7 protein-coding genes are annotated in these 17,890 nt (G+C 52.6%); 5 read left to right on the top strand and 2 right to left on the bottom strand.

All coding sequences use genetic code 11. The annotated features are described in order from the left end of the window. The first annotated feature begins 34 nt into the window (after positions 1-34). Genes OBACDRAFT_RS26785 through OBACDRAFT_RS16035 form a run of 5 tightly spaced genes read left to right on the top strand, consistent with a single transcriptional unit; the run spans position 35 to position 6,286 of the window. A complete protein-coding gene (locus tag OBACDRAFT_RS26785; protein ID WP_081722109.1) occupies positions 35-817 on the top strand; it encodes a pilus assembly FimT family protein in 783 nt (260 codons plus the stop codon). Positions 818-828: 11 nt separating this feature from the next. Beyond that, positions 829-1,365: a type IV pilus modification PilV family protein gene (locus OBACDRAFT_RS28390; protein WP_157837132.1), complete on the top strand. Its 537-nt coding sequence runs from the start codon at positions 829-831 to the stop codon at positions 1,363-1,365. A 12-nt stretch (positions 1,366-1,377) separates the two neighbouring features. Continuing rightward, positions 1,378-2,577, top strand: a complete 1,200-nt coding sequence (locus OBACDRAFT_RS26780) for a prepilin-type N-terminal cleavage/methylation domain-containing protein (RefSeq protein ID WP_081722108.1) — start codon at positions 1,378-1,380, stop codon at positions 2,575-2,577. 41 nt (positions 2,578-2,618) lie between these two features. Further along, positions 2,619-5,564, top strand: a complete 2,946-nt coding sequence (locus OBACDRAFT_RS28385) for a hypothetical protein (protein ID WP_157837131.1) — start codon at positions 2,619-2,621, stop codon at positions 5,562-5,564. Then, a complete protein-coding gene (locus OBACDRAFT_RS16035) occupies positions 5,540-6,286 on the top strand; it encodes a hypothetical protein (RefSeq protein ID WP_157837130.1) in 747 nt (248 codons plus the stop codon). Before OBACDRAFT_RS28385 ends, OBACDRAFT_RS16035 begins: the two co-directional genes overlap by 25 nt. A 276-nt stretch (positions 6,287-6,562) precedes the next feature. On the opposite strand, the gene OBACDRAFT_RS16030 is transcribed toward OBACDRAFT_RS16035, so the two are convergent. Both OBACDRAFT_RS16030 and OBACDRAFT_RS16025 read right to left on the bottom strand, forming a co-directional pair. Continuing rightward, on the bottom strand, positions 6,563-7,750 hold the full coding sequence (locus OBACDRAFT_RS16030) for an IS256 family transposase (RefSeq protein ID WP_198529925.1): 1,188 nt from the start codon (positions 7,748-7,750) through the stop codon (positions 6,563-6,565). A 130-nt stretch (positions 7,751-7,880) separates the two neighbouring features. Next, positions 7,881-17,795, bottom strand: a complete 9,915-nt coding sequence (locus OBACDRAFT_RS16025) for an autotransporter-associated beta strand repeat-containing protein (protein WP_198529921.1) — start codon at positions 17,793-17,795, stop codon at positions 7,881-7,883. Positions 17,796-17,890 lie beyond the last annotated feature (95 nt).

The following is a 17,890-nucleotide window of genomic DNA, read 5'->3' as shown; positions in this document are numbered from 1 at the left end:
CTCCCACTTCGAATACCTCCTTACAACGCACGCCATGCATCAAAAAACGATAAAACAAACAAAAGCGTTCACGCTTATCGAACTGTTGGTGGTGATAGGCCTGATTGGGGTTCTGGCTGCAGGCATTGGGGTTGCACTAAAAACAAACGATGGCGGCACTTCCCTCCAAGCCGCCCAAGCTACTGTCAACAGTCTTATCTCCGCCGCCCGCTCCCAAGCCGCACTCAAAAACGCCCGCGCGGGTGTCTTCGTCAATGTTACCACCAATACCAATGATGAAGCCTCCAATGGGTTTCTGTCCACCTTGCGTGTCGCTTACGAAAATTCATCAGGGAAATGGGTGACGACTGGTACTGCAACATCGCTTCCCAAAGGCATATTTATCGTGCCTGGTCATGGACAATTTTCAAGCGGTAGCAACGTGACCCTTGCAAGTAGTTGGCCCACGACATTACCGACTGCTGCAATCTCCACTGTGTTAAAAACCGATGCAGGCACTGAAGCAGATACGATTACAGACATGCGAATGCAAGCCACAGGGTCCGAAACTGTAGGAGGAAATTATCAGCCATTGGTCGTCTTTACGTCGGGTGGTTTACGAAGTCAGACAAAAGAAGCGGCACAAGGCGGCACTGGGCCCGCATGGATAAGTTCAGGAGATCGCATCGCATTGGCTCCTGCACAATTACTATCTCCTGCGCACATTTCCTTTGAAAACGAAAACAATGTGCTCGGCCTCAAAATTGGCACATATGGCATCGTTACATTCTTGAATGAGAAAGATGCCTTTCATTCAGACAGTTCAGGTGGTGATTGATAAACTCTAAAATGAAAACGAATGAATTAAAAACTGGTTTCTCACTTGTCGAAGTGGTTGTGGCCACTGGTATTTTTGCATTGGCAGTAGTTAGTGTTTTGGGCGTTTTGGCTGCCACAAGCAAATCCATTGTCGAAAATAAAGAAAGTGATGACGCATCCCGACTTCTCACACGTATTCAAGCCGGATTACAAGAGGAATACAAACACAGCAATTATTCGACATTTGTCAGTTTTATAAATTCTCCATCTTCCCTAATCTATGCAAATCGAAGTGGAGAAAAGATAGGATCTGGAACGGCTAAGATTTCAAAAAAGGATGGTTCAGGAACGGAGGACATGTGGCCATCTGGGAAAAATGGAGAGAAATTTTTTGAAATTAAATTATTAAAAAATGACAATCTAGATCCTGATCCAAATTCTGGTTTCATTGCATTTAATGTGAAAATCTCATGGCCAGCTTATATGCCAACTGCCGATGGTGATGGAAGTCCTGTGGAAGAATCACAACGCAACGCCTTGATCGTCCCCTCGGCTATTGTTCGTTAAAACCCACCTCCTATGGAATCGTTTATTCAAAAAAATCTTATTAAGCGGAAAGACGGATTTACAATTATTGAATTGCTTGTCGCCCTTGGGATAACCGCCATGCTGATAACTTTGATGGTGACGATCACTATGAGCGTGCTAAACGCATGGAATCAATCCGCTGCAAATCTCACGACAGAAAATCAAGCTCGTTTCGTTTTTAATCAATTAGCAACCGATCTTGAAGGAATGCTCTTCAAACAAGATGGGAATAATTGGCTTGCGGCAACAGTACAAAGAGATCAAACTGTTGACATTGGTGGTGGTGCAACAGCAGGCGACACAAAAATTGGTGTAAGTGCATCAGGTAGCGATAAACCCCCATTCTATACGAAATGGACCCCCATAAACAATGCTGGATCTGGCACAACGACGACGAGGAAACCTAGTTCAAGTGCGTCAGGAAGCAACAATACAATTTTAGGTAATAATAAATCATTCGATATCGATACCAGTGATAAATTGGAAGATTGGAGATTTGGGCATGCTGGCGTTTGGCTTCGTTTTTTCACGACTGGCACAATTGAAAGTCAGCCCTGTGCGGTCTCTTATCAATTGATACGCATCCAAATTGGAAATCCCGCCGTGAGTGCTCAATATCGCTATATGTTTTTCCGTTCTGAGGTTAGCGCTGAAAACACAATAAAAGCTGGATATAATATAATTTATCGCGGATCATACACAGATAGTTCAAACAGCAATGCAGGAAAGGATGTTTACGACATAGGGAATGGAGACAGCAATTACCGATACCCAGGCATCATACGGCGTCCAGCAGCGTCATTGGTGATTGCCAATGATATCATTGACTTTGGGATTCGTTTTTTTGCACGAAACGCCACAACCGGTTATGAGGAAGAAATTTTTCCTCACAAAGCAGGGAATGTTACGCCATCATCAGTGCCATTTACCTTTGTCGCAACTTCAAACCCTGACCCGACGAGTAATTCTGATCCTGCAGCTTATACAGGGTATGGCAACGACTATCAATCAACATGGACGGGAATTCCTGTTGCAGCAGAAATCATGTTGAGAATTCTAACACCAGAAGGTTCCAAGATTTTGGAAGATTTTGAACGCTCTCGTATAACAACAGGAAATTGGTGGGAAATCGCTGAAAAATATTCAAAAGTTTACACTCGTCGCATTTCATTAAAAACAAACGCACTGTGACTCCCCCCTCCGGCAGTAAATATCAGTTAAATAAAATATTTATGAAGACGAAGAAACAACAATGCGGCTTCGCCCTTTTGATCACAATCGTGCTGATCGCCTTCTTGGTGCTAATCTTGGTTGCGATGTCCACGCTGACGCGGGTCGAGACACAAGTTTCCTCGAACTCGCAAGATGTTGCCAAGGCCCGTCAAAATGCGATGATGGCGCTCAATATAGCTGTTGGCCAACTCCAGAAATACGCCGGGCCAGATGCTCGTATTACAATTCGCGGAGATTGGCAAAGCGCCACTGTCAATCAACCCTATTTGACTGGCATTTGGAATAAAAATACCAATACTATTGATACTTGGTTGGTTAGTGGAAATGAAAATTCTATTGTGACAGATCCAGCCACGATGGTTCCTTCATTGGCTTTGCATAACCTCTTTAATGACGCCAACTCCGGACCCGAGGGAGGCGGTGGAGAAGTTGCCTTGGTTGACGAGTATTCTGTACCTACGACGGGCAACGATGTTTGGGGCGAACCTAATATCAAAAAACGCATTGTGCTAGATAAGCAGAAGATCAAAATCAAGCAAGATGACATACCAGGCATGAGTGGAACTACCGATGCAACGATTGGCCATTATGCCTACTGGATTGGCGATGAAGGTATGAAGGCAAGCATTGCGCTGACCGATGCAGTCAGCAAAGACTATGCCAATCGTATCGATTATAATAACTCTGGGACATACAGCCAAAACTGGGGGGGAGGGGGAGCCGTTGGCACCGCTGATACAAATAAAGACCGCCAACGCCTGAATCAACTATCTTTAATACGCCCACGTTTGGAGTTAACATTAAATGACCCACCCAGCAGCTATGACAGCATCCATGTTGATACGATTAACTTTTTGCCACGGATCACTAATCGAGCCCAAATGCGTCTGTTACCAAATGCAACTGCTAGTGCAAGCAATCGCGCAGAAGCTATTCGCACGCAATTTCATAATTTAACGCCATTAAGTGAAGGAGTGCTTGTTAACTTAAGTGCATCACATAACGGGGATGGGAATGTGATATTAAAAAAAGATTTATCCCCACTTAATGAAGCAGCAGACTCCGACGCTGTTAAATTCATGCGCGTAAGGCCAGAACCGGGTTCCGCCACACCTTACGAGGCAACATATTATCCTAGGACACAAAACTCGGTTCCTGATGCTCTTATGCCCATTGGCCCGATTGTGACAGATTTTAAACTCCGATTTTCTATAAAGAAAAATCACACCTCCAGCACCGCAACCAGTTTGGTGATTGATATGGGGTATGCTATTGATGTAGAATTATGGAATCCATATGCGGCCAAATTGGAAATAGGCGGTACAAATGGCATTCAATTTTATGTTGAGGGGGCATTACCTGTCATAAAAATAAAGAATGGATTGAGCCCAAGTTATGATGCCATACCTTCGTATTCGTCAGTCATTTCCTTGGCCTCACCTGTAACGATAAACATACCAAATACCTTGATCTTGGAGCCCGGCGAAATCAAAGGAATTTCTGGAACAATCAGCGCCGGGCTTTCGGTCGGGGGCGGGAGTGGAGCGGCACAAACAGTATTAACACAAACAACTACTGCTGACACAGATATTGATAAAATCGAAGTAGAAGCTGTTTCCAACCTAAAGGTGACAATGCGAATGGCCGAAATAGGAAATACCGAAATTCAATCATATAATCTAGAATTCGATAATGAATCTGACATATCACCTTCAGGCAGTTATGATTTTGGTTATGGATTTATATTGGCCAACAATCTCCAGCAATGGACAAATGGAAATCCTGAAAACTCATCTGGGACGCCGCATACAAGCAGTGATCCACGAGTAAATATTGATATAACTGGCGCCACTCCGACCACAGACCTTACTCTTCTGGCATCCACAAAAGCCCCATCGAGTTTGAGCGGCGATGTGGATGGCCTATTTGCTGGTCAGTCAAAAATCATACTTTTTGACCTTCCCCGTCAGGAGGTGACTTCATTGGGAATGCTGACTCATCTGAAAAAAAATAAAGCATATTCTATTGGTAGTCCTTGGGGGGGGGGGGATAATGCCATATTGGATGAATGTTTCGTATCAACTATACCGCGAGAGGGGCACGATATCGTATTAAGCAGCAATTGGGGATTTGGCTCACCGCTTGCATTACCCAATCGTTACATACACATATATTTGCCTCAGGGCCAATCAGCAATGTCAGAGGCCAATATTCGTTCCGACATAAAGGCATATGATAAAGCCGCACGCTATTTAGTGATTAAAGGCGCATTTAATATTAATTCAACATCCAAGGATGCATGGACAATGCTGCTGGGCAATGCACTGTCGGATTGGGAATATCAGGGAGGCACAGAACCTAATCTGGATGATGTATTTTTTCGTTTTCCACACGGTGCGCAGCAACTTTCGAAACCTGTTGATGGCAGCACTTCCATAAGTGATATGGATGCGCTTGAAGGCGCAGGACGACAAGTAAACGCAACCAACGCAATTCAGAATCTGGCACAAAAGATCGTAGATCAAATACAGAGTTGGACAACTTCAAATAATAAGCCATTTGACAGCTTAAAAGAATTTATAAATTCTGGAGTAATAGAAGGAGCGATTACAACCCAAGGAATAAACAGTTCCATCTCTGCCGATCTGCGCAATACAGCGGGTGCTTTGACACAGGCGGATGTCGTTGCATCAATGGCACAATTCATAACAGCGCGTTCCGATACGTTTCTTGTCAGAGCATATGGGGATGTCAGGAATCCCATAACCGAAGAGATTATATCGCGAGCATGGTGCGAAGCAACGGTGCAGCGAGTCCCCGATCTCACGAAACCCACCTCTGGCTCATACAGCACCGATAACGAATTAAACCCTCCCGCCAGCTATAAATTTGGACGACAATTCAAGATAATCTCCTTCCGATGGCTCACCACAGACGAAATTTAATCCGGCTTGTCTTATTCCTGTCTCCACTTTGGACGACATTTGCGCAATCAGTCCCCGATAAAGAGAGACGAACCGAGGGGAAGGATACCCATCCCTATTCATTTTGCGCCATCGCATTGGCAAATGATGAAATACTGGAGAATTTTTACTGTTATATAAACGCGAACGATATTCCGATGGTCAAACTGTCGACCAACCGCCGTTCACAACCCATTGCCCTGAAAAAGAAGCCAATTCATTTGGTCTTCGTCGCCAAGGATGGCGAGAATACCCAAAAGCCATGGAAACCTCTCAGCGAAATAGCATGGCCAGGCCAAACCAAAAATGCACTTGTTCTCTTTGCCGTTGTACCATCCGCCAACGGCAAGGAAGTGAGGGGGATGCCGATTGACGACAGCATCGACGCATTTCCGATCCACTTCACACGAATCCTTAATCTTACAGGGCAGGAACTTTATGCCAAGATTGGGAATACCAATATTGTTTTACCCAAGTTGCTATCCAATCCTATTCCCTATCCGCCGGAATTATTAAAGGACAGGGATGACAAATCGACACCCCGTTTCCCGTTGGGATTGGCGGTAAAACAAGGGCAGGACGACTTCAAAATCCTTTATCGTGGCTATACGGAGGCATGGTTGAATGCCCGAAAGCTTCTGATTATACGACAAAACGAAAAAGACAAAACACTACAGGTTCAGGAATTGGTAGATAACGGATAGCTCTTCTGGTGTATTTCTCCGTGCCTCCGTGTGAAATTTTCAGAAGGTGTCTGGTCCGTGAATCTCGCCTTATCAAGGACGGACTTGCCGAATCGCTGGAAATACGCCATCCTTCATCTATAAGGGTAGTGTCTGTCAAGTTGCGCAGATTTTGGGAAGCATATATTCGGCGCAGGAAGGTTCTGTGTTGTTTTTGTTGTATGGTTTTTCGTTGAGGGCTCGGGGCTGCGCGTAGGCCCGGCTTGGCGGGCCGCAGCGCAGCCCCGAGCCAAAGTTTCATGCCGCCTGGACTTCCATCGTCGCGGCGTTGTTAATCCGGGCCATGTCCATGTAACGTTTCTGGCCCCATTGCGTTCCAGCTACGTGGCGCAGGCGCGCGGCCACAAGTACCATGGCCGAGTTGCCGTCGGGAAACGCTCCCACGGCTCGTGTTCGCCGTCGTATTTCCCGCATGAGCCTTTCGAGCGGGTTGTTCGTTCGCAATGAACGCCAGTGCTGGCTCGGGAAGTCGTAATAGTTGAGCGTTTCGTCGATGCTTGTTTCCACCAGTTGCGCGGCGGCGGGCAGTTTCATCTCGCGCAGTTTCGCGCCCACTTGCGCGGCTTTGATGCGTGCCGAGGCCCGGTCCTCGCTCGCGTGAATCGCTTTGAGCATCGCCGCCACCTCACGCACTTTGCCGGCGGGTACCAGCGACCACACGTTGCGGTAAAAATGCACCGCGCAGCGTTGGTGTTTGGCCTCCGGATAGAACTCGGCGAGGCTTTCCACCAGACCGAGGCACTTGTCCGAGATGAACAGTTTCACGCCTTTGAGTCCGCGTTCTTTGATGCGGCGCAGAAAGTTTTGCCACGAGGCTTTGTCTTCCTTCGTCCCTTCCTCCACGGCGAGCACTTCGCGGTAACCCTCTGTGTTTACTCCCACTGCGACCAAGATGCTTACGTTTTTGACTTCGCCGCCCCAGCTGCGTTTCAGCCAGATGCCGTCGAGATAAACATAGGCGTGCTCACCTTCGATCGGGCGGGCGCGCCAGGTGTCGATTTGCACCGCGATCTTCTGGTTGAGTTCGCTCAGCGTCGATGGACTCACGCGCGAGCCCCATAGCGCCTCGGTTATGTCCTCGACGCGTCGCACGGACACGCCCGCCAGATACATCTCCACAAGAGCTTCCTCGACGCTGCTTTCGCGTCGTCGATATCGCTCTATGATCGCCGTTTCAAATGGCAGTTTCCGCAGCTTGGGCATGCGCAGCGTCACTTCGCCCGCCTTCGTGTGGTATTGCCGCTCGTAATGGCCCGCTCGCTGGTCTTTGCGCGCCTCGGTGTGCTCGTACCGTCCTGCCCCGCACAAGCGTTCGGCTTCGGCGTCGAGCAGCGCGTTGAGCGTTTGCTCCACGGTCGATAACACCACCTTGTCGAGGTGGCTTTGGATCATCTTTTCGTCCACGCGGATTACTCCGCCGGGCATTGCTTTGTCTTCGGTCGCGGTTTCATCGCGACCTTCCTTCGTGGTTTCTGTTGTCATCAGGGTTATCTCCCCTGCCTCTATAGCTTTAGAAAATGTGCGCAAGACTCCGGACGTTATCATCCGAAGGCGGTTATCGGCGTTGTTTGCGGCGGTAGATGCAGGTCCAGCCTAGGAATGTGGAGCCGATGATGAGCGCCCAGGTGGCGGGTTCGGGAACGGGGGTGGTGTAAATGAGGTAGTTGCTGCCGTTCTCTGAGATGAATTCAAAGTGGCCGGTGTAATCGCCGTAGGCTGCGTTGTGCGCGGTGTTGAGGGCAAACCAGTTGGCAGCGTCGTAGAGGTCGATGCTGCCGCCGTTGATGAGGTTGAAGCTGGCCAGATAAACAGTGGTGCCGTTGACGTAGTCGTCGAGGTTGACGAGGGCGGTGCCGGTGAGGGTGAGGTTGCCTGCGATGGAGATGAAGTCGCCTTGTTGCCAGTCGATGATGGAGCCGCCTGCGAGGTTGAGGTTGCCGCCGATGTGGAGGGTGCCGGTGTTGGCGGTGTCGGCGTAGTTGCCGGGGGCTATGATGGCGCCGCTGGCAACTGAGACGTTGCCGAGGGCGGTGCCGGTGCCGCTGAGGGTGGTGTTGGCATTGGCTGTGATGGGACCAGCGAGGCGGGCGGTGGTGGCGAGGGCGAGTTCGCCAGTGTTGATGGTGGTGCCTCCGATGAGGTCGGTGCTGGTGCCGGTGAGGGTGAGTTTGCCTGCGCCGGTTTTGGTGAAGTTGCCCGCGCCGTTGAGGGTGCCGGTGTGGGTGAGGTCGTTGGTGATGTCGAGGGTGGCGGTGACGCCTGCGTTGCTGGTGAGGTTGTTGGCGAGGGTGAGTTTGTTGTAGGTGCGCAGGGTGGAGTTGCCGCCAAAGGTGATGTTACCGGTGCCGAGGCCGCGGTTGGCTTCGATTTCAATGGCTCCGGCGTTGATGGTGGTGGTGCCGTGGTAATTTGTATTGTTGTTTTCGATACCGAGGGTGCCGTTGCCGTTTTTGATGAATTGGCTGTTCGTGTCGCCGGTGATGGGGCCGGTGAGGGTGGTGGTGGCGTCGGTGTAGTTGGCGGTGAGGGTGGCGTCGGTGAGGGCTAGGGTGCCTGCGCCGCCGAGGTTGTTGATGTGTTGGTCGTGGTGGTTGAGGTCGAGGGTGGTGCCGGTGTTGGCGAGGGTGACGCGGGTGCTGTTGGCGATGATGTCGGTGGTATTGGCGCGCAGGATACCGTTGGTGATTTGGGTTTCGCCGGTGTGGGTGTTTTGGCGGGAGAGGGAGATGGTGTTGGTGGCGTTGATGTTGAGGTCGCCGGTGCCGGTGATGAGGGCGTTCATGTCGGCGGCGTTGCCTGTGGCTCCGGCGCGTTCGGTGAGGGTGAGCGCTTTGCCGTTGAGGATGTCGATTTGGGTGAGGCCGTAGTTGAGGTAGAGGCCGTTGGAGCCAGTGCCGTTGGTGGTGGCGAGTGAGTAGTCGTAGATGGCGTTGGCGACGTGGGTGTTTGTTTGGGTGATGGCTTGGGTGCGGGGGGTGGTGATGGCGGTGCCGGTGGCGTCGAGGAGGGTGAGGTTGGCGGCGTTGCCTGTGACGGTGTTGGCGTTGATGAGGGTCACGAGGACGCGGTCGTCTTGTTCGAGGAGGTTGGCGTCGGTCGTTGAGGAGGGGGGGGGGGGGGTAGCGCGGATGTCGAGTTGCACGCTGCCGCTGTTGAGCGCGAGTGTAGTGGTGTTGATGATACCGGTCGAGATCGTCGATGAGGGGAGGGTGGCTCCGGGGTAGATGAGTTTGCCGCCGTCGAGGGTGAGGTTGGCAGTGGTTTGGATGCCGTCGGTAACGGTGGTGGTGTTGCCGGTGCCGAGGGAGAGGGTGGCGTTGGCAAGGCGGGTGCTGGCGGCAGCGTCGAGGGCGAAGGTGGAGCGGTCGAGGCGGAGGGTGCCGTTGAAGGCGGAGGTGGCGGGGTTGTTGGCGAGGGTGAAGGTGTCGGTGGCGTTGGCGAGGTTGACGGCGAGGGTGCCGTTGCCTTTGAGGGTGTTGGCAAAGGTGTAGTTGCCGGTGGCGGTGGGGGCGATGGTGAGGCGCGCGGTGGGGGCGTTGAGGTTGAGCGTGCTGGCGGCGCCGAGGTTGTTGGTGTCGGTAATGGTGGCACTGGCGTTGGCGGCTACGTGCCAGTTGCCGGTGTAGCTGGCAGCGTTGGTGGCGAGGGCGATGTTCTGGCCCAGGATGTTGGTGCTGCCGGTGCCGGTAAGGGTGTTGGCGATGGTGCCGTTGGAGAAGTCGAGGTTGAGGGTGGTGTTGGCGGCAAGGGCGATGTCGCCAGTGCCTGCGGCAGAGCCGTGGCCGAGGCGCAGGGTGCCTTGTTGCACGGTGGTGCCGCCTGCATAGGTGTTGGCTCCTTGGAGATCGAGGAGGCCTGCGCCGGTTTTGGTGAGGCGGGCGTTGGCTGCGCCGGTAAGTCCGTTGGCTCCGTAGCCGGTGCCGATGGAGAGGCGTCCGGTGGGGTTGGCGATGTCGAGGGTGGTGCTGGCGGCAAGGGTGGCGGCGCTGTTGCCAGCACCTTGGAGCGTGAGGGCGCGGGGGCCGGCAATGGCGATGTCGCCGGAGAGTGCGATGGCGTTGTGCAGGGTGCGGGCGGCGTTGATGGCTTCGAGGGTGCCGTTGGTCACGGTGAGGGGGCCGGTGCCAAGGGGGCCGTTGGTCACGGCTCCGCCGGAGATGGAGCTGCTGGCTCCGATTTGGAGTGTTCCGTCTTCGAGGATGGTGCCGCCGCGGTAGGTGCTGGTTCCGGCTGTGATGCGGAGGATGCCGTCGCCTTGTTTGGTGAGGCTGGCTGGGGCGTTGATGCCGACGCCGGCGTCGGTGATCTGGCCGGAGAGGGTGGCAATGCCAGTGCCTTCGTGGTTAACGCGGAGGTTGTTGGCAAGGATCAGGTTGGCGGCGATGGTGGGGGAGGCGTTGGATTCGGGAGTGATGCGAATGTGGACGTCGTCTTCAGGGAGTTCGCCTTGGAGTGTGAGCTGGCTGCCGGGGTTACCAATGGTGAAGGCGGCTCCCATGGTGTTGGATACGACAATGGCACCGAGTTGTTTGGTGGTGCCAGTGTTGATGGTTTTGCCGTTAAGCTCCGGATCGAGGTCTCCAAAGAGGGCAGAGTCGCCGATTTTGCTGGGGTTACCGGGGCGGGTCCAGCCGCCGTCCACTTCCCAAGAGGAGCTGCCTTGCCATTCGTAGGTAACCGAGGTGGCAACGAGTTCGTAGAGGCCGTTGCCCAGGGCAATGACTTTGGCTCCGCTGGTGCCGTAGTTGAAAGTGATGTTGCGGATGCGTTTATCAACTTCGCCGGAGAAGTTCGTGAAGAGGAGTTGGTCAACGCCGTTGCCGCTGGCGAGGCCGTTCCAGTTGGTGACGTCAAACATGAGGTCGGCATTGCCAGTGGAACCAAAGAGGTAGCTGCTGCCGGTATCGACGAGCGCGAGGTCGGAGAAGGTGAGTTTGGTGTCGTAGGGGGTGTTGCCGAAGTCGATGCGGGAACTGTTGGTCATGTCGAGGATCGAACCGGCGGCAAGGGTCTGGTTGTGGCCACCAAGGGAAAGGGTGCCGCCGTCAAGGGTGAGCTTGCGGGTGTCGCGTAGGAGGTTGGTTGCGTCGAGTGCAAGCGTGCCTTGTTCGATGATGAGGTTGGCGGTGTCGAAATTGACAGCCGCAGTGGTTACACCAGTGCCGGTTTTAACGATGGCACTGGTATCAGAGACGGTGCGAAGGATGCCGAGTACACTGAGGTTGTCGTCAACTGCGCGTCCGATGCGTTGCGCGGTGCCATCTGGCGTGCCGATAACAAGGCGGGCGTTGTTACCCCAGGAGGCGGGTTCTCCGGGGAGGATGGCACCGGGCGCGGTGGACGAGCCGAGGCGGATGCCTGTGCCGTCTTTGATGAGTAAGTTGGCGTCGGTCAGGTAAGCGGAGTGGCCATCAGCAATACGAATGGCAAGGCCTTGGCCGCTGTCGGAAATAGAGAGGGTGCCTATGCCCAGGGGGGTGCCTGTGCCAGCAACGCGTTTAGCACCAATGGAGATGTCTCCGCTTGTGCCATCGTGAACGTTACCATCGCCAACAATCATGCCGCCTGCCTTGATGGACGTTCCGCCTGTATAGTTGTTGTGGGGGTCGATTAGCTGGAGGTAGCCTTCGCCAGTTTTGGTCAGTTTGGCGTTTCCAGTAAGCTGGGTGTCGGCAGAAAAGACGGTGAAGCCGGATTTGGCATCAATGGTCAGGTCGCGTGTGAGGTTGACCGCCCCATTGTAGGCAAAGGTGAGCACCTGTCCGTTGTTATTGGAGAAATTGTTATAATTACTGCCTGTGCCAATGGCTTCGTTGATTACGCCTGTGTGGAGTCTGGCAACGTTGATCTCCAGCTTATTGTGAAGAGTGACGTCGTTGTTATAGGCATAAACGCCTGCATCCATGACGGTGTTGACGCCTCCGAGCGTGAGTGTGCCAGTACCAATCGGACCTTTGGCAACGGTGCGTCCGTTATCGTTGCTTGTAGACGAGCTGCCGAGTTGGAGACTGAAGGCATTGTCATGCAATTGCTCGCTCATCGTGACCTGACGGAAATTAAGGCCCTCGGAAAAGGTGTTGTCGCCGCCTTCAAAGCGCATGGTCAGGCGGTCGTTCGGTGATTTCTGGGAGATTGATGTAATCTCGAATCCACTCTTGTTTGCGACACCCACACCAGCATCGACGAAAATGTGGTCTTTGCCGAAAACAAGATTTTGGCCGCCAACAGAGTTTTGGCTTGTTATAGAGAACATGCCACTGCCAAGGCGACTGGTGCCAGCATGCGTAAAGCTGAAGTTGCCACCATTGAGCATGACGCCGCCACTCCAATCCAAGCGGTTCTGCAGAATCCGTGTGGTCACAGGAGGCGTAGTTGTTGCATTGGATTTTCCGTCTATAGCGCGAATCGTCGGACTGCCCGTGATCGTAAAGGTGCCACTACCCAACGCCGTGTCACTGCCAATATACAAGTGGCCGGAACCGAGTTCAACTCCACCTTTGAAGGTATTATTGCCAGACAGTGCGAGCCTGCCCATGACGCGCAGGCCACTGGTGTCGTCAACACCAACCATGTTTTGACGAATATAGAGGTAGGCTCCGTCACCGGCATTGGTTGCGCTTGATATGGTTTTTATTCCGGAGCCAATCAATCCATTGGTATTCTTGGCGGGATCGTGGCTGCCAAATTGGATAAGAGCATTGGCCTGCGTCTGGCGTGTGGTGTAGGCGAATTGCAGATCCGCATCCAAAAATAATGGTGTGTCAATGGTATAACTGCGACCCACCGTGGCATGCAATATGTGTGAGCCCGGGCCGGAAACATGCAGGCTATTGGTGCCGAAGAGCGTGCCTGATGCACCTATGACGATACCACCATCAAGCCAGAGCGTTTCGCCCGTGTAGGTATTATTGAGGACAGAATTGGCGGTCAGATTATCACCCACTTGCCAGAGACCGACACCGGTTTTGGTGATTCCATAATTGCCACTGATGACACCGGTGGTGGTGAGGCGTCCCCAAAGGTCTTCGCCGACGCCGGTATTGCCTGATGCATTGGCTGATTTTGTATTACCAATAGTATCGATGGTCAGATTATCCCGAAGTTCCAAGTCGGCTGCTATAACAGGCGCACTGGCAGAAACGGCTTTGTTATCATAACTGATTTTGGCACCGTTGCCATTGTTATCCAATATGAGTTTGCTGCCACTTGTGCCAGCGATGGTGAAGGCCTGGTTGATATTGGCTTTGATATTGATGCCGCCAAACGTGTTGGTGCCGTTGAGCAGGATGGTTTTTCCATTCAGGGCTGTATCATAGTTGTGAATCAAGGCCATCGAGCCAGCAGCATTTGGAATTGTAGAGGCTCCAACGGGAGACCAGTTGTCGTTTTGCTGGAAGCCATTGCTGTCGAGGTCGTTGTTTCCGAGCCATTCGAAGAGTTGGTTCTGGCCAGGAGTAAAATAGGTGTAATTGCCAGACGTGAATGTATCGGCATCTTCATAGCCAACGAAATGCATGTTGTTCAGCAAATTATTGATCAAGGTGCCAGTCAGACTAGATGTTAAAATACGGAAATAACCATATTGATCAATGTTGCTTGCATTGGATGCCCATTTTCCGTCCGAAGCGGAATTCATCATGTAGAGCAGTCCGGGCGCCGCATCCATAACAAGGCTCTCAAAGGTGAGTCCGCCTGTGTTCTTTCCGATATCGATAGTGGATCCAGTTGTTGTTATATTGAGCCTACCAAATTGTTGTTTGTAACCATTGGCATCAAACTTGCCGCCTTGGAGTGAAAGCGCGAAATTGGTGTTAGTCATGCTTCCATCAATAATGGAAGATATTTTATTATCCGAACCAAGACGAATCGTGCCACCGGCGGTCGTGACTTTGTAAATATTAATATTGGCCTGATTCGTCTCGATGGTACCTCCGGTGTAAGCGACAAGCTGACTGTTACTGTGGTTGAGGCCGGAAACAACATTAGATGCACTGCCAAGATCCAGGATGCTGCCTTGTTCGGGAGTGACGCCAGATGGTGTATAATTTACTGCGATGGTAGAGGCAGTCAGACTGGTTTCAAGAGTGGTGCGGCCAGTCCCGGTCTTGTTCAACATTGAACTGGCACTATGCGACTTTAAATCTGCCGATGAGCCACCCAAGATGAGCGGAGCATCGCTTTTTAGCACTGTATCATAACCAGCGGTATTCATTACCAGGTTAATGTTCCCGACTGAACCAGTTCCGTAATTGAGAGACGCCCCGTTTTCAAACGTAAGGTTGCCATCGGAAATAAGGAATACGGTGCCAGCACCGGAGGTATTAACGAATTTGGCGTTCGCGCCACTGAAAAGGACGTTGCCACTGACGCTGGAGTTTCCCTTCACAAAATTGAGACGGGCGCCATCATCTGTCATGTTTATTGTGCCAGCAACAAGTGTATCGTAACCGTTGTTTTTAACAAAAAGGCCGTAAGTTCCTGATGTTTTATGCCCGCTGCCGATATTGAGCACACCGCTGCCAAGATAGTTTGTGTAATCAGTGTATCCGACAAGAGTGCCTTCCCTCTTGCCGATCAAAAGATTGTTTTGAAGGTTTGTATTCGCAGCGTAGATACCTTTGGCAATCGTTAGACCTCCGGAAAATGTGCTATGGTCTCCATTGAGATCAATCTGTCCAATAGTACCATTCCCATTTTTGAATGTTAGTGCGGAGCTGAGCACCGTTCCGGTTTGATCAGCGCCATCGACGAAATCGAAGTTGAAGGTATAGCGACCTGTGTTTCCAGATATGGTGGTGCTAGCTTGATTGAGGGCCACGTCGCCGGAATAGCCAAAGATCACAGGGGAGCCGGCCATGCCGTTATGCTGAACGGTGAAGTCGCTGTTTATGATGAACTTATTTAAGTTTGGCAGATTAGGAGCGGCCATTGCAACAGTGCCTGTTCCATCAATGGAAATGGTAGCATTTCCGATCGTTGCACCCGTGCTGCCACCCGGAATAAAAAGTATGCCCTCTACCAAATGGATCGTGCCAGAATAGGCTCCTGCACCTGATTGTGTATCAATACGGAGTGAGCCGGTGCCAGTTTTGATAATGTCGCCAGTTCCATAAAGCGTATTGGCTGTAAAATTGATGTCGTAGCAGGCGGGATTAGAGAGCGATGCGGTTTTGTTTGAGGTAATATTAAACTCAACCGTATCGTCGATATCAACACGTGAGGTGTTGCCAAAAATCACTTGGGAGGTGGCGCTGCCAACATATTTCACCACAGAATTTTTATCTGCGATGCCATTGTCGATTTTGAGGATGCCTCGGTTTGAGGTGCTGGTTCCGTTGAAGGTGAGGCTTGTGCTGGCTCCAGAGAGATTAAAGTCCAAGCTTGCGACATGGAATGTATTGCTGCCGAGCGACATGGTTCTGGCGGTAGAACCGGAGAAGGTCATGTTGGCCGTCATTCCCGAGGTATTGGGCACACCGCCGTCCCAGTCTTGTTCATTGAGCCAAGTGAAGGTGTTGCCAGCAGAGGAGGAATTCCAACGGGAAATGTCGGCGAGATAGGGGGCGATTTCGTATTTGCCACCATTGTTGGTCACTACTGATGAGCGTGATACGCCAGTAAAAGAAATGCGTGCAAGCTCTGCCGCTGAGAGGTTGGGGTCAGCCAGTACGTAAATGTGCGCCTTGTCGGAGGCATCGTCCCATATGGTTTTGTTGGCCAGAATGTTTTTGCCCCAGTCAGTGACGGCGAGGCTGGCATTGGAAGCAAGGGAGAGGCTGGCAAAGGTTTGCGAGGTGTCGTTGAGGGTTAGCTTGCCTCGGGTGGTGCTGGTGTTGGTCGGCGCAAGCAGGGCAAGAGCGGTGTCGAGAGAGACCTGATTGTCGCGTCCGAAGGCGACCGTGGCGTTATTGGCAAGGGCGAGTTGGCGGGCGGAAAGGGTCGTCACTGAACCGAAGTCGAGCGTGCCGTCTTCGACGCGGACGTCGCCGCGGGTGTGGAAGCTCGACAGGGATGTCGCAGGGGCGGAAGAAAAGGCGAGGACGTTGGTGCCTCGTTTGATGAGATTGAGGTCGGTGTCTGTGAGTTCGTAACCGGAGATGTCCGTGGAAATGGTGCGGGCCGTGGCACCAACGGAGTCGAAAATAAAATCAATGCCCCCGGTGTTGGAAAGGTTGGTGCCATTGAAAAGCAGGTTGCCGGTGAGGACGAGGTCGCCTGCCGTGCCGGAGGAGCCGCCGGAGAGGGTGCCGCCTTTGAGAGCGAAACTGGCACCGTTGTTGATCTTCATGATGGCATTGTCGGCAAGGGTGAGGGTGCTGCCAGCAAGGGTGACCCGGGTGTTGCCGGCGGTGGCGCCGTTGATGTCGAGCGTGGTGCCGAGCTGACTGACCGTGATATCGCCGACACCGAAGTAGTTTTCGCCGTTTTTTGCCGCGCCAAGCGTGACGTTTTTTCCGCTGTCGAGGGTGGCGGTGGCGAGCTTGCCGAGACGCACGTCGGTGCCTCCTGAGTAAGTCGAATTGCCGGAGGAAAGAATCAGGGTGCCTGCACTGCCGTCCTTGACGAGCTTGCCGGGCGTCGCGCCGGGGGCAGTCGAATCGACAAGGGCGTGGTTGGGCCCAAAGGTCGTGGTGACGCCGTAGGCAATCTGGAATGTGGATGTGCCGTCGAGAGTGGAGGCACCGCTGCCGTCGAAGGTGTAGATGTTGCCGGAATTGCCGAGAAACTGCGGCGTGGAATCAGCCGAGAAATCGAAGAGGTTGCCAAGGGTGCGGTTGGCGGCGATTTGAAATGCGCCGCCGTTGACAGAGACGCGCCCTGTGCCGAGAGCCGCGTTGTTGCCAAGCAGAAGGGTGCCGTTCGACAAGGTCACGCCGCCGGAAAAGGTATTGGCTCCGTTGAGCGCAAGGGTGCCGGTGCCGGTCTTGGTAAGGGTGCCGTCCGTGCCGCTGATAATGCCGTTGATCGTCACGAGTCCTCCGGTCGATAGCACGTTAATATTCATGGCGTTGGCATCCAGATTGATGCCTCCGTTAAAGGTAATTCTGCCGCTGCCGCCGCTGTTGTTGAAGAGGTTGAGGTCGTTGGCGAGCGCCAGCTTGGACGCCATGGTAAGCGAGCCGTTGCCGTTGAATGTAAAACTGGAAGGAGCCCCCGTGCCGCTGTTGAAGATCAATGTGTTGCTCGCACTTGAGAAATTCAGCGTGTGCGCAGTAGCGGCAAGATTGACGATAAATGCGTCGAGCGTGCGGTCAGCCCCGAGCGCAATGGTTTGCCCGGAGAGGCTGGGCGTGGTGGCGGAATTGAATTCGGCGCTGGCACCGGGCGCATTCGGGACGATGCTGTTGTCCCAGTTGCCCGCAGCCGACCAATTGGTGTTTCCAGCCCCACCAGTCCAAGTAGAGCCAATCGCCTGACCAGTAACAATAAATGAGAGCAAAAACGCCATTGCCAGTGCGGTTGCGAACATGAGAGCGCGCATCGCCGATTCATTGGCGAATGAAACAATGGATAGTAGCGTAAGTGGTCGATGCGAGGAGAGCGTTCTCATAATGTCAGTGGTAG

The organism is Geminisphaera colitermitum TAV2, assembly GCF_000171235.2.
GTDB classification, from domain to species: Bacteria; Verrucomicrobiota; Verrucomicrobiia; order Opitutales; family Opitutaceae; genus Geminisphaera; species Geminisphaera colitermitum.
The sequence above is the reverse complement of the archived record's forward strand: the minus strand, read 5'-3'. Positions and strand labels throughout refer to the sequence as shown.